The sequence below is a fragment of the Bosea sp. 685 genome (genome assembly GCF_031884435.1).
Classification (GTDB): Bacteria; Pseudomonadota; Alphaproteobacteria; order Rhizobiales; family Beijerinckiaceae; genus Allobosea.
The window spans coordinates 670,534-684,257 of sequence record NZ_CP134779.1 but is presented as its reverse complement, the minus strand read 5'-3'; the positions used below and the strand labels follow the sequence as shown (position 1 = coordinate 684,257).

The following is a 13,724-nucleotide window of genomic DNA, read 5'->3' as shown; positions in this document are numbered from 1 at the left end:
CTCGAAGACAGATTGGGCCGCGCGTCAGGAGCGGCTGACATTCCAGAACAGGGGCAGGCCTTTCAAGATTCCGGTCAGCTCCTTCTTGTAGGCCGTGGGCTGATAGAACACGCCGAGCGGCACATAAGGCACGTCGATGAAGGCCTGACGCTGCATCTCCACGCCGATCTTCTGCTGTGCCGCCGCATCCGGCGCGCCGAACCAGGCATCCCGCTGCTCCTCGAGCTTCGGGCTGGACGCCCAGCCGAAGGTCGCCTTGTCACCGCTGCCGCGCAGAAAATTATGGGCCGAGGGGTTCAGATGCGTGACGCCCGCCGAATAGGTGCAGAAGGCGTTGTAGCCGCCTTTCTCCGGTGTCTCGCGGTTCCCCATGCGGCGCAGCATCGAACCCCAGTCCATCACCACATAGTCGACATCGAAGCCCAGCTTGCGGAACAGATCGGCGGCGACCTCGCTCATCGCGCCGATGACGGGGAAGTCGCCCGGCGCCATCAGCAGCACTTTCTCGCCCTTGTAGCCGGCCTCCTGGATCGCCTTGCGGGCGGCCGCGAGATCACGCGGGCCGTTGAGCGCCTGCATGCCCTCCTCGCTCGCCATGTTCGAGCTCGGCGCGAAGAAGCCGACCTTGTCGCGCCACAGACTCTGGTCGTCCCCGGCGATGGCGGCCATGAAATCGCGCTGGCTGAGGGCAGACAGCACCGCGCGCCGGATCGCCGGGTTGTTGAAGGGCGGCAAGGTATGATTGAAGCGCAACACTCCGACATTGCCGAACGGATCCAGCAACTCGACCTTGAGCGCCTTGTTGTTCCGCAGCGTCGGGAGCAGATCGACGATCGGCTGGTCCCACCAATCCACCTCGCCCTGCTGCAGGGCGGCTGCAGCAGTCGCGGCGTCCGGAATGACCTGCCATTCGACCCGGTCGAAATGCGCCAGCTTCGGCCCGGCCAGCAGGCTGGATGCGCCATCCGGCCGAGGCACATAATTCTCGAAACGCGAATAGACCAGCCGCGCACCCGGTACATGCTGGTCCGCCTGAAAACGGAAGGGACCGCTCCCGACCAGTTCCTTCACCGGCATCGCGCTGTCCGTCAGGGCCAACCGCTCCGGCATGATGAAGGCCACGATCGCACCGACCTTGCCCAGCGCTTCCGGCAGCATGGGGAACGGCTTCTTCAGGCGCCAGCGCACGGTGCGGTCGTCCGGCGCCGAAATCTCGTCCACCACATTGAACAGCGAATTGCCAAAGGCGTCGCGGGACGCCCAGCGGCGCAGGCTGGCGACCACGTCGCGTGCGCGCACCGGTTCGTTGTCGTGGAACTTCAGGCCTTCGCGCAGGGTCATCACCCAGGTCTTGCCGTCGTCCTCCACGACATGGCCCGCGACCATCTGCGGCTGGGGCTGAAGCTGCTCGTTCACGCCATATAACGTGTCGAACACCAGGAAGCCGTGATTGCGGTTGACCAGCCCGGTGGTGATCATCGGGTCCAGGATCGCCGCATCGGCTTGCGGCACGAACCGCAGCGTCCGCGCGGCTTGCGCCCGCGCGATCGAGGGCGTTGCGAGGGAGTATCCGAGAGCAGCGCTGAAACCAGCGCCAAGCGTAGAACGAAGCAGGTCTCGACGGCGCATGAAGCTCTCCTCACAGTATCGGGGACGGGCGGCTACTCCGCGGCTTGGCCAGGGCGGATTTGGCTGGGGTGGGTTTGGACTTGCGCTTCCACCGTACGCAGCGTGCGCGCGAAGAGGTCCAGGGTCTCGTCGATCTCGGCGGCATTGATGATCAGCGGCGGGCAGAAGCCGATCGTGTCGCCCATCGCGCGAATGATCAGCCCGTTCTGCAGCGCCTGCGCATCGAACATCGCGCCGACCTTGAGCGCCGGCTCGAAGGCGGCTCGGGTCAACGGATCGGCCACGAGCTCGACACCGATCATCAAGCCTTCGCCGCGCACCTGCCCCACGATATCGGAGCGGGCGGCGATCGCCTCCAGCCCGGCCTTCAGCCGCGCGCCCATCTCCCGGACATGCGAGACGACATCCATCTCGTGGTAGATGCGCAGCGTCTCCAGCGCCACGGCGGCACCGACCGGATGGCCGGAATTGGTGAAGCCATGGCCAAACAGCTCACCCGCCTTGTTCATCTCCGCCAGCGCGTCCCGGATCGGCCGCCCGAGCAATACGGCGGAGATCGGGAAGTATGAGGAGGACAGCCCCTTGGCGAGCGCCATCATATCGGGCTGCATACCCACGGTCTGACAACCGAACCAATTGCCGGTGCGCCCGAAGCCGCAGACCACCTCGTCGGCCAGGATCAGGATGTCATGGCGGCGCAGCACCGCCTCGATCTTCGCGAAATAGCCCCTGGGCGGCACGATGATGCCACCGCCGGCATTGATCGGCTCGGCGATGAAGGCGGCGACGGTGTCGGGACCCTCAGCCAGGATCATCGCCTCCAGATCGGCAGCCAGGCGGTCGGTGAAGGCCTCCTCCGTCTCCCCGGGCAGGGAGACGCGATAGGCATCGGGACAATGCGTATGCAGGAAGCCGGGCAGCGGCAGCCCGTATTCGCGATGCATCCGCGGCAAACCGCACATGGAAGCCGCGACGATGGTCGAACCGTGGAAACCCCGGTCGCGCGCGATGATCTTGCGCTTCGCCGGCCTGCCGCGTGCGGCATGATAGACCCAGGCCAGCTTGACCATCGTCTCGGTCGCTTCGGAGCCCGATGTCGCGAAATAGGCCTGCGCATCAGGTATCGGAGACAGCGCAACCAGCTGTTCGGCCAGGTCGATCGCGAGGTCCGGCGTCTTGTGGTTGAAGCTGTGGTAGAAGCCGAACTTGTCATAGGCGGCGGCCGCGGCCGCTTTCAGTCGCGCCTCCGAGAAACCAAGCGACGTGCACCAGAGCCCGGCCATGGCCTCGAGATAGCGCTTGCCGTGACTGTCGAAGACATAGACGCCCTCGCCGCGCTCCATGATCAGCGGCCCAATTTCTGCATGGAGCCCGGGGTTGGTCTGCGAGTGCAGATGAAACAGCACGTCCCGCGCTTCCGCCGAATTCGGCTTCGGGTTCGACATACGAGATCACCCCTCGCTTCGCTTGAACCGGACCACGATTCCAGCACGGGGAAGGGCGCGGTCGCGGTTTTTTGGTCAGTCCAGATTGGTATGACCAAACTGTCTCTGCCGCGACAGCTTGTCAAACCTAAAAAATCGGATGATTCAGTCCGGCATGCTCCTTGAACCCCCACATTCCCCGCCGCGGAGCTTCGAGATCGTGGCCCGGCAAATCGCCGCCATGGTCCAAGCCAGCTACAAGATCGGGCAGCGCCTGCCCGCCGAACGCGACCTGGCGAAGATGTTCGGCGTCTCCCGGCCGACGATCCGCGAGGCCATTTTGTCCCTGGCGATGGCCGGCATGCTGAAGGTACGCAGCAATAGCGGCGCCTATGTCATCAGCCGGCACGAGGCGCCGGAGGTGCAGGCCCTGCAGGGGTTCGGGCCGTTCGAGAATCTGGAGGCTCGCCAGCTCATCGAACCGCATATCGTCACGATCGCCGCCCAGCGCGCCTCGGAGACGATCCTCGCGCAGCTAGCGGAATCCCTGGCGATGATGCGCTGGGAGCATGCCCAGGGGAAAGAGGCCGACACCTCCGACCACCGCTTCCATATCCTGCTGGCCGAAGCAACCGGGAACGGCGCCCTGGTCTCGATCTGCGATTCCCTGTGGCGCGGACAGATCGAGTCCCGGATCTGGCAGGAAATCCACACCTACATGCGGATGGAGGATTACCGCCCGATGTGGCTCAAGGATCATGAGGACATCTACGAGGCCGTCCGGGCAAGGAATCCGCGGAAGGCGAGCGCCGCCATGGTCCGGCACCTGAACAACATCCGCAACGCCCTGATGGCCGCCTCCAACGTGAAGGCAATGGCCCGGAACAGCGGGCCCGCGAGCCCTACAGACGGCGTGAGCTAAAACGGCGTGAGCTAGATGTGAGCGTTTTCGAGAGTGACTGATCTGTCAAATTACGACTCAATTAATGACTGATTAGTCATCCGTACAACCCACACGGGCCACACCCAGAGTGAACCAGAATGCCCTCAAGGCCGCTGTGCAGTGACGCGTAACGCACTCCGGCATCAACCTGATCAGCCGACCTCAGCGAGAGTTTGCCGCTCGTTCCGATGATTTTACAACTATATTCGACCGTTCGGTCATTTTATGTGGATATGATTGACCGATACCGCGCGGCAACTTAGCATGGCCATCTATCTTTCTCCGGGGCCGACGTGACCGCGACCATGCTTCAGCCCAGCCCTTTCGATGTGGCGATTATCGGCGGTGGCGTCGTCGGATGCGCCGTGGCGCGCCATCTCACCTTGGCGGGCGCGAAGGTCGTGCTGCTGGAAAAGGCGACGGATATCCTGTCCGGCGCCAGCAAGGGCAACAGCGCTATCCTGCACACCGGCTTCGACGCCCCGCCCGATAGCCTGGAGCTCGCCTGCATGCAGGAGGGCTACCAGGAATACATCGATATTCGCACGCGTTTGCGTCTCCCCATCCTGGAGACGGGAGCGGTCGTCGTTGCCTGGACCGATGACGAGATCGGCCGCCTCGACCAGATCGAGCAAACCGCGCGCGATAACGGCATCAGCGATGTCCGCAGGCTGGATCGCAACGCATTGCAGGCGCGCGAGCCGCATCTGTCGGCAGATGCGCTCGGCAGCCTGCTCGTGCCGCGCGAGCATCTGATCGATCCCTGGTCCGCGCCGCTGGCCTATCTGCTCCAAGCCCTGGCGAACGGCGCCGAGATCCGCCGCAGCACCGAATTGCTCTCGGGCCAGTTCGACGGGCGGGGCTGGCGACTGTCCACTTCGACGGGCGAGCTGGCGGCGACCACGGTGGTCAACTGCGCCGGGCTCTACGGTGACATCGTCGATGAGCGCCTGACCGGTCAGACGCATTTCACGATCAAGCCGCGAAAGGGGCAGTTCGTGGTCTTCGACAAGGCGGCGGCGCGCCTGCTCGGCACCATCATCCTCCCCATCCCGAGCGAGCGCACCAAGGGGATCGTGCTCACGCCGACGATCTTCGGCAACCTCCTGGTCGGCCCGACGGCGGAAGAGCAGGACGAGCGCGACCGGGCCGAGGTCGACATGGCGACGCTCGAAAGCTTGAAGCAGAAGGCCGAGGCGATCCTCCCCGCACTCGCCGGAATGCCGGTGACGGCGATCTATGCCGGGTTGAGGCCAGCCACGGAACGCAAGGAATATCGCGTCAGGCACGACACTGAGCGGCACCTGATCACGATCGGAGGCATACGCTCGACCGGGCTGACGGCAGCGCTGGGGCTTGCCCGCCATGTCGGCCGGCTCTGGGCGAGCGGCCATACGCACAGCCCGATCGCCGATCCAGCCTGGCCGGCAGTGCCCATGCTCGCGGAACATGAGGACCGCGATTGGACACGGCCGGGCTATGGCGAGATCATCTGCCATTGCGAGATGGTCACGCGGCGCGAGATCGAGGCGGCGCTCGACGGGCCCCTGCCCGCCGGCGACATCGGTGGCCTGAAGCGCCGCACCCGCGCCGGAATGGGCTGCTGCCAGGGCTTCAATTGCAGCGCGCGGCTGGCGAGCCTCACCGAGGGGCGTTTTCCCGTGCCCCTGGCCGTGGGACATTGCCATGATCGAGCTGGCCATGACTGAGGCGAGCCATGACTGAGCCGGCAAACGTCCTGAGCGTCGATGTCGCCGTGATCGGCGGCGGGCCGGCGGGCCTGTCGGCCGCTATCGAATTGAAGCGCCGCGGCATCGGGCAGGTCGTCGTCTTCGATCGTGACGCCGAGGCCGGCGGCGTGCCGCGGCATTGCGGCCACCCGCCCTTCGGCTTGCGGGAGTTCGGCCGCATCCTCACCGGCCCGGCCTATGCGCGACGCCTCGTCCGCCATGCGCTGCAGGCCGGCGTCGAGATCAGGCTCAATCATGCGGTGGTCGCCCTGCATCCGGAAGGGCTCCTCGAACTGGCGACGCCTGATGGCCGTATCGCAGTGAGGGCCAAGCGCGTCCTGCTGGCGACCGGCATCCGCGAGACGCCACGCTCGGCCAGGCTCGTGACCGGCACGCGCCCGGTCGGCGTGATCAATACGGGCGCCTTGCAGGCCTATGTCCATCTGCAGGGCATGATCCCGTTTCGCCGCCCCGTGATCGTCGGCACGGAGCTGGTGAGCCTCTCGGCCATCGCCACCTGCCTCACCCATGGCATGCGCCCTGTCGCGATGGTCGAGGCCCGCTCTCGCCCGACCGCACGCTGGCCATTGGCGCTGCTGCCGCATCTCGTCGGCATTCCCGTGCATTACCGTACCGAGATCGCGGCGATCGAAGGCAATGGCCGCGTCGACAGCGTGACCCTGCAGAAGCAGGATGGCGAACGGACCACGCTCGCTTGCGACGGCGTGCTGTTCACCGGCGGCTTCGTTCCCGAGGCCTCGCTCGTCAGGCTCAGCCATCTGACCCTCGACACGCATTCCAGCGGCCCGCGGATCGATCAATTCGGGCGCTGCTCCGACAGTCTTTACTTTGCCGCGGGTAACCTGCTGCGCGCCGTCGAGACGGCCGGCTGGTCCTTCCGCGAGGGTCGGCGCATCGCGGGCTATATCGCAGACGACCTCCAGGGCAATCTCGCCAAGGCCGAGCGCCTGATCCCTGTCATCCCAGGGCGAGACATCAAGCTGGCGGTTCCCCAGCAGATCGCCCTGCCGGGGCTCTTGGCCGGCGCCAGGAGTATAGAGTTACGCGTTCAGGAGGCGAGCACGGGTCATCTGGAGGTCTCGGCTAATGGCCGGACGCTTCTGCGCAAATCGCTCTCGGCCTTGCCCGAGTGGCGCATCCTGCTTGACCTGAAGGAGCTAGGGCTCCCCGACGACGCAACCGAGATCAGGGTGGAGATGCGGCCATGACCTCACGCGCCGTCGGGATCGACCAGGGCACCACCAGCACACGCGCGCTCGTCCTCGACGATGATGGCAGCCTGCGCCTGATCAAGGCCGGCCGGCACGCCCAGCATTATCCTCACCCGAGCTGGGTCGAGCACGACCCGCTGGAGCTGCTCGCAAACATCCGCCATTGCCTGAATGAGGCCGGAGCGGTTCCCCGCATCGGCCTGGCCAACCAGGGCGAGAGCTGCCTCGCCTGGGATGCGCGGACCGGAGAGCCGCTCTCGCCGGTAATCGTCTGGCAGGATGGCCGCACGGTCGACCGGATCGCGCAATTGCGCGCCGACGGCGCCGAGGCCGAAACCCTGGCCCGCGCCGGATTGCCGCTCGACCCTTATTTCTCCGCTTCGAAGCTCGGCTGGCTGCTCGAGCATTCGCAGGCGGTCAAGGCGGCGCGGCGCACTGGGCGACTGCGCCTGGGGACGACCGACGCCTTCTTCCTCGACAGGCTCACGGGAACTTTCGCCACCGATGCGACCACGGCGTCTCGGACCTCCCTGATGAACCTGGAAACCGGTGCATGGGATCCTGTCTTGTGCGAGCTGTTCGGGGTTCCCATCGAGACACTGCCGGAGATTCGCGAAACGGTCGGCGATTTTGGCGCCATCGGCTCCGCCCGGATCTACGCCTCGATCGTCGATCAGCAGGCAGGCCTGTTCGGCCATGGCTGCCGCAAGCCTGGCGACACCAAAATCACCTTCGGGACGGGCGCCTTCGTCCTGACCGTGACGGGCGACGAGATCGTTCGCGCGCCTGATCGCGGCATGCTGCCGACCGTGGCCTGGCGCCTTGGCGGTCGGGCGACTTATGCCGTCGATGGCGGAGTCTACGATGCCGGCTCGGCGATCGACTGGATCCGCAATCTCGGCCTGTTCACAGCCTTCGACGAATTGCAGGCATTCGATGCCGCGCCGGCGATCTCGCGCGGCATAGCGTTCGTTCCGGCCCTGTCCGGCCTCGCCTGCCCGCATTGGGACCGCAGTGCCGCTGCGACCTGGATCGGCATGACGGCGGCAACGACGCCGCGCGATCTCTGTCAGGCCGTGCTGGAAGGGATCGCGCTGCGCACGGCCGAGGTGGTCGAGGCCATCGGCAGCCGGGTCGCCATTCAGGACCGGATCTCCATCGATGGCGGGGTCGCCCAGAGCGACTACTTCGCCCAGTTCCTCGCCGACGCGCTGCAGCGCCCCGTCACTCGACCGGCCTTCCATGAACTGACCGCACTCGGCTGCGCCATGCTCGCCTCTGGCGCGGACCAGGAGCCTGCGAAGGCAGTGGGCGAGCACAGCCGGATCTTCTCACCCATCGATGCCCGCGGCGGCGAATGGCGCGAGCGTTTCACTGGGGCCGTGCAGCGCAGCCGCGGATGGCGCGCCTAACATCGCTTTTCAGCACGTCCCCGAAGGATTTGGTTTCCATGCGCAAGATCTTCCTGGCCTGCCCCCCGCTTGAATGGGCTGTGGCAGAAACCGCTTGCCTGAGGAGCGGATTCCGACGTTCTTCGCTTGCGGAAGGGTCGATCAGCGGCATCGACTCGATTCGATGCCAAGAATGCGGCGCTGCCAAGAATCGATGCTACGAGAAGAAGGCTAGGGAATGCGTCCGTCGGCCCGCCAGGACCTCATCGTCGACTATGTCGAGAAACGCGGCAGCGTCACGGTGGAGTTTCTGGCCTCCACCCTGTCCACCTCGCGCGAAACCATCCGCCGCGACCTGTCCGCCCTGGCGAAGGATGGACGCGTGCGCAAATTCCATGGCGGCGCCAGCGAGCTCAGCGCCTATGCGGAGGGCCAGATCGTCGAGGGCTCGTTCCAGGCCCGCATGCATGAAAACGTGCCCCAGAAGCGCAGGATCGCCAAGGCCACGGCCGCTCTGTTCAAGCCCGGGGACTCGATCTTCGTCGATACAGGCAGCACCACGGTCTATCTGGCCGAGGAACTCGGGAAGCTTTCGGGCCTTACCGTGATCTCGAACTCTATCCTGGTCGCGCAGCAAGTGAGCAAGGGCGCCAATAATCGCGTCTTCCTCATCGGTGGCGAATACCGGGACGACACCGCGCAGAATGTCGGCCGCCTCGCGCTAGACCAGATCGGCGCATTCAAGGCCGCGCATCTGGTGATCACCGTCGGGGCGATCGATGCCGACGGCGTCTCCGATTTCAATCCCGAAGAGGCCGAGATCGCCCAGGCGATGCTCGGCCAGAGCCGCTCCCTGACCGTCATCGCCGACAGCTCCAAGCTCGGGAAAACCGCCATCTTCCAGGTCTGCGACCTCAAGCGGATCCAGCGCATGGTGCTGGACCAGCTTCCGGCGAGCCCCCTTGCGCAAACCCTGTTGGCGGCGGGCATCGAGATCATCATCGCGGACTGATCGCGTCTCCGGAGACTCCTCCGCCGCAGACGCCGTGACTTCAGAAGCGCGTGCCGCCCGAAAAGCGGAAGGCCTGGAGCTTGTCGCCGCCATATCTGATACCGGTCGTCGGGTCGCGCCAGCCATCATCCTTCGACAGCGCATAGGCATAGTCGAAGCGGATGGGGCCGAGCGGCGATTGCCAGAGCAGGCTGACGCCGACCGACGAGCGAATGACGTTGTTGTCGCGGACACAGGCAATGTTGGATTGATAGCTCGAGCTCGTCGAGACCCTGTACTGCCGTGCATCCGAGCCGCCGGGGCAGCCCGTATAGCTCGCACTGGTGATCGTCTTCGAGCCGCCGTCATAGTCGAACAGCGTGCCGGCATCGGCGAAGATCGCGCCGCGCAGGCCGACATCGCGCGGCAGGCCCGGCAGCGGGAACTGCATTTCCAGCGTGCCGCCGAGATAGGTCGTGCCGCCGAGTGCGGCGCCGGTCAGCACGTCGCGCGGGCCGATGCCGGTGGAGGAGAAACCGCGCACCAGGTTCGACCCCATCGAATAATGGTCGATCATGCGCAGATCGCCGCTGGTCGCCTGGACATGGCCGCCCTGGAGCCGCACGAAGCCGACGACATCGTCGAAGAGCTCGCGGTAATAGCGCGCATCCGCCGCGACGCGCAGGAACTTCGAATCGCCGCCGAGACCGGCATATTCGGGCTTCACCTCGGCAACGAAGCCGTTGCGCGGGGCCTGGGTGTTGTCGAGCGAGTTGTAGTTCAGGTTCAGCCCGATCAGCGAGGTGATGGTCGAGCCTTGCGCCTCCTTCACCGCGACCGACGCCTCGCCATTGGTGAGGCAGTTATAGGTCGAGCTTTCCGCGGTTGCGCCCGTTGTCCCCGGCGTCGTGCCCGTGATCGCGTTCGTACAGTCGTTATAGGGATAGTCCGTCGAGTTCGGAACCTTGATTTCAGTCGTATAGAGCGAATAGCGCGGCGTGATCGAGAACTCCTCCGTGATCGGGAGGGTGAAGCGCAGCTGCCCGCCGGTCACGCGGCTCGAATAGCGGCTGGTGCTGTAATAATCATTGTACTTCGAGAACAGATCGAAGCCGGCCGCGACGCGATGGCCGAGGAAATAGGGCTCGGTGAAGGAGAAATCGACGCCTTGGGTGCGCTGGCCGAGCGTGCCGGCGATGCGCACGAACTGGCCGCGGCCGAGGAAATTCGCCTCCGACAGCGCGACCTCGCCGATGACGCCATCCGAGGTCGAATAACCGCCGCTGACCGAGAACGATCCGGTCGCCTTGTCCTCGACATCGATGTTGACGATGACGCGATCGGGCGTCGAGCCCGGCTCGTTGGTGATGCGGACCTTGCTGAAGAAGCCGAGATTGTTGAGGCGCCGCTCGGCCCGGTCGACCAGCACCTTGTTGTAGGCGTCGCCCTCGCTGAGATCGAGTTCGCGGCGCACGACATAGTCGCGGGTGCGGGTATTGCCGCGCACATTGATGCGCTCGACATAGACGCGCGGCCCCTCGTCGACGACATAGGTGATGCCGATGAGATGGCCGGCAGCGTCGCGGTCGCCGCGCGGGCGGACCTGCGCGAAGCCATAGCCGCGACGCGACACCTCCATCGTCAGGGCCAGCAACGACTTCTCGACCGCCTCGGCGTTGTAGGTGTCGCCGGAGGACGTCGCGACGATGCGCTGCAGGGCCGCAGGGTCGACGTCGGGCAGCTTGGAATCAACCGCGACATTGCCGACGCGGTATCGCGCCCCCTCCTCGACTGCGATGTCGATGATCCAGCCGCCCTGCGTCTCGTCGAAATGGGCCTTGTTCGAGGCGATCTGGAAATCGGCATAGCCGTTCTTCAGATAATAGCGGCGGATGATTTCGAGGTCGGAGGTAATCCGGTCCGCTTCATAGACGTCCGAGGTCTTGATGAAGCTGAGGAAATTCGACTCGGTCGAGGTCATCAGATCGCGCAGGCGGCCCGACGAATAGACGCTGTTTCCGCTGAAATTGATCGATTTGATGCCGGTCTTACCCGCTTCGGAGATCGTGAAAACCACGTCCGAGCGACCATTCGACAAGGCGTTGATGCGCCCGCTGATCGAGGCCAGGCCGTAGCCGGCGCGGCGATAGGCATCCTTCAGGCGCTGGACATCGGCATCGATCAGCGCCTGGCTCAACGGGCCGCCGGCCTTGGACTGGACCTGCTGCAACAGGACATCGCTCTTCAGGCGGCGATTACCCTCGAAGGCGACGCGATTGACCGCCTCGTTCTCGCGCACGGCGATGACGATCTGCGAACCGCGCCGGCTGACCTGGACGCTGGAGAACAGGCCGCTGGCGACCAGCTTCTGCCGGATCTGCTCGGGCGTCCGAATCTGCTCGGGCGTCCTTGCCTCGGGGTCGCTCGCATAGCCCCGGATCGTCTCCGCATCGACGGTCCTGTTGCCCTGCACGACCACGGCCTGCGCGAACGCCACGCCGCCGCTGAAAACCAGCATGAGCATCGCAAGCCCGGCCGACAGAGAGAGCCACGCCTTGAAAGCCCGGCTCGGGGAGGTCCACGTCATTCTATCGCCTATTGCATCACCGGTTACGCCGACGGCAGGCTAACCAGCGACTAAAGGCGAAGAATCGACGAGATTGATTCCAATTGCTTCCGACCATTTCGCGCGGTGTCTGAACGATGTCTTCGCGCCTTATTTTCGAAGAGCGGAAGCGGTTAATTTCAAGATCCGCACATAATTCTGGAATGGAATTCAAGAATTACTGCAATAAAACGGATATCCTAGCAGAGGCGCTGCCTTCTACAGATCATGCGCTTGCCATCGAGAAGGCTTTTGGACACACAACCCTCATCCTGAAATGCGCGCAGGCCCTTGAGCACGCCACCTTGCCTCAAGACCACCCCGTCATCCTCGACGACCGACGGTGGTCCTGGGGTGACGGGGTGGTTCCGAGGATAAACAGCCCGCCTTAGGATTGCTCGGCGCTGTCGCCTTGCGCCGCCAAGCTGCAGATCATGCGCGCGACCTCGAACGACTTCTCGAAGGCCGGGACAGGCAGGAACTCGAAGCGCGAATGGAAATTATAGGCGCCGGTGAAGAAATTCGGGGTCGGCAGCCCCTTGGCGGAGAGCGCCGCGCCATCCGTCCCGCCCCGCATCGGGATCAGCTTCGGTTCTATCCGCAGCGCCGCCAGCGCGGCGAAGAGCAGGTCGACCGAGCGACGGTCATCGCCCAGGCTGTCATGGATATTGCTGTAGGTGTCGCTCACCCCGCAATCGACGCGGCCTTTCGGATATTGCGCGGCGATCAGTGCCGCAACTTCGCCGAGGCGCGCCTTGCGCCGCTCGAACGAGACTTTGTCGAAGTCGCGGATCATCACCCGCAACCGCGCCTCGCTGACATTGGCGACGATGTCATGGAACCAGATATAGCCTTCGCGGCCCTCGGTGTGCTCGGGCGTCTGCGTCCGGTCGAACTGGCTGATGAAGTCGTGCGCCATCAGCAGCGGGTTCACCAGGACATTCTTCGCCGACATCGGGTGGGCGCTGACACCGGTGAAGACAAGGTCGGCGGCCGCGGCGTTGAAGTTCTCGATCACGACCTCGCCGAGTTCGCAGCAATCGATCGTATAGGCAAAATCGCAATCGAACCGGGAGAGGTCGAGGGCCTTGGCGCCGCGCAGGCCGATCTCCTCGTCCGGGACGAAAGCGACCAGGATATCGCCATGCGCGTCCTCGGAGCCCAGATCGGCAAGCAGCGTCATGATCACCGCGATCGCGGCCTTGTTGTCGGCTCCGAGCACGCTCGTACCGTCGCTCGCGATGATATCCGCGCCGGCCCAGGGGCGGATCTCGGGATGCTCCGCCACGCGCAGCCAGATGTCCTCTTGCCCGTTCAGGCAGAGATCCTCGCCCTCGAAGCGCAGGATCTGTGGGTGGATCACCGGCGAAAGCCCGGAATCGACCGTGTCGACATGTGCGATGAAGCCGATCCTCGGCGCGCCCGGCCGCGTGCCCGGCTTCAGCGCCGTGACGGTGGCATGGTCGTCGATGACGACCTTCTCGAGCCCGAGCGCGCGCAATTCCTCCGCCAGCAAGGCGGCCATACGCTGCTGGCCCGGCGTGCTCGGCAACGCCGTGGATTTGGCGTCGCTCTGACTCTCCACCGCCAGATAGCGGAAGAACCGCTCGATCAGCTGCACGCGAATGCTCATCCTGCCTCCGTCCGGCCCATTGAGGCTTTGTCCCTCGCCTCCGTCACAACGACCCTATCGCAATGACGGGCACGAGACAGCGCCGGAAAGGCGGGCCTCGCCCTCGTTGGCCGCATCCGTCTCTCATCTAAGAGTGAGCACAGGAT

General features: G+C 64.9%; 9 protein-coding genes. 5 read left to right on the top strand and 4 right to left on the bottom strand.

Going from position 1 to position 13,724, the window contains the following annotated elements:
* Window positions 1-24: 24 nt before the first annotated feature.
* Entirely contained in the window at window positions 25-1,629 is a 1,605-nt protein-coding gene (locus RMR04_RS04310; RefSeq protein ID WP_311913155.1) for an ABC transporter substrate-binding protein, read from the bottom strand.
* Between the two features lie 32 nt (window positions 1,630-1,661).
* Window positions 1,662-3,074, bottom strand: a complete 1,413-nt coding sequence (locus RMR04_RS04305; RefSeq protein ID WP_311913154.1) for an aspartate aminotransferase family protein — start codon at window positions 3,072-3,074, stop codon at window positions 1,662-1,664.
* A gap of 139 nt (window positions 3,075-3,213) precedes the next feature.
* Here RMR04_RS04305 and RMR04_RS04300 point away from each other — a divergent pair, with 139 nt between their 5' ends.
* From RMR04_RS04300 to RMR04_RS04280, 5 genes are all read left to right on the top strand, one after another.
* Entirely contained in the window at window positions 3,214-3,975 is a 762-nt protein-coding gene (locus RMR04_RS04300; RefSeq protein ID WP_311913153.1) for a FadR/GntR family transcriptional regulator, read from the top strand.
* Window positions 3,976-4,301: 326 nt separating this feature from the next.
* Entirely contained in the window at window positions 4,302-5,705 is a 1,404-nt protein-coding gene (locus tag RMR04_RS04295; RefSeq protein ID WP_311913152.1) for an NAD(P)/FAD-dependent oxidoreductase, read from the top strand.
* Between the two features lie 8 nt (window positions 5,706-5,713).
* Window positions 5,714-6,955, top strand: coding sequence for an NAD(P)/FAD-dependent oxidoreductase (locus RMR04_RS04290; protein ID WP_311913151.1), 1,242 nt, complete (start codon window positions 5,714-5,716; stop codon window positions 6,953-6,955).
* Complete coding sequence (locus tag RMR04_RS04285) at window positions 6,952-8,370, top strand: FGGY family carbohydrate kinase (protein ID WP_311913150.1); 1,419 nt, start codon at window positions 6,952-6,954, stop codon at window positions 8,368-8,370. Before RMR04_RS04290 ends, RMR04_RS04285 begins: the two co-directional genes overlap by 4 nt.
* Window positions 8,371-8,587: 217 nt before the next feature.
* Window positions 8,588-9,361: a DeoR/GlpR family DNA-binding transcription regulator gene (locus RMR04_RS04280; protein ID WP_311913149.1), complete on the top strand. Its 774-nt coding sequence runs from the start codon at window positions 8,588-8,590 to the stop codon at window positions 9,359-9,361.
* Window positions 9,362-9,401: 40 nt separating this feature from the next.
* On the opposite strand, the gene bamA is transcribed toward RMR04_RS04280, so the two are convergent.
* Together bamA and pepT are read right to left on the bottom strand one after the other, a co-directional pair.
* Window positions 9,402-11,927: an outer membrane protein assembly factor BamA gene (bamA, locus tag RMR04_RS04275; protein WP_311913148.1), complete on the bottom strand. Its 2,526-nt coding sequence runs from the start codon at window positions 11,925-11,927 to the stop codon at window positions 9,402-9,404.
* 406 nt (window positions 11,928-12,333) lie between these two features.
* Window positions 12,334-13,578, bottom strand: coding sequence for a peptidase T (gene pepT / locus RMR04_RS04270; RefSeq protein WP_311913146.1), 1,245 nt, complete (start codon window positions 13,576-13,578; stop codon window positions 12,334-12,336).
* Window positions 13,579-13,724 lie beyond the last annotated feature (146 nt).

Excerpts from the sequence above, each read along its gene's own strand:
- RMR04_RS04310 (WP_311913155.1), bottom strand. The coding sequence starts at position 1,629 with ATGCGCCGTCGAGACCTGCTTCGTTCTACGCTTGGCGCTGGTTTCAGC.
- RMR04_RS04305 (WP_311913154.1), bottom strand. The coding sequence starts at position 3,074 with ATGTCGAACCCGAAGCCGAATTCGGCGGAAGCGCGGGACGTGCTGTTT.
- RMR04_RS04300 (WP_311913153.1), top strand. The coding sequence starts at position 3,214 with ATGATTCAGTCCGGCATGCTCCTTGAACCCCCACATTCCCCGCCGCGG.
- RMR04_RS04295 (WP_311913152.1), top strand. The coding sequence starts at position 4,302 with ATGCTTCAGCCCAGCCCTTTCGATGTGGCGATTATCGGCGGTGGCGTC.
- RMR04_RS04290 (WP_311913151.1), top strand. The coding sequence starts at position 5,714 with ATGACTGAGCCGGCAAACGTCCTGAGCGTCGATGTCGCCGTGATCGGC.
- RMR04_RS04285 (WP_311913150.1), top strand. The coding sequence starts at position 6,952 with ATGACCTCACGCGCCGTCGGGATCGACCAGGGCACCACCAGCACACGC.
- RMR04_RS04280 (WP_311913149.1), top strand. The coding sequence starts at position 8,588 with ATGCGTCCGTCGGCCCGCCAGGACCTCATCGTCGACTATGTCGAGAAA.
- bamA (WP_311913148.1), bottom strand. The coding sequence starts at position 11,927 with ATGACGTGGACCTCCCCGAGCCGGGCTTTCAAGGCGTGGCTCTCTCTG.
- pepT (WP_311913146.1), bottom strand. The coding sequence starts at position 13,578 with ATGAGCATTCGCGTGCAGCTGATCGAGCGGTTCTTCCGCTATCTGGCG.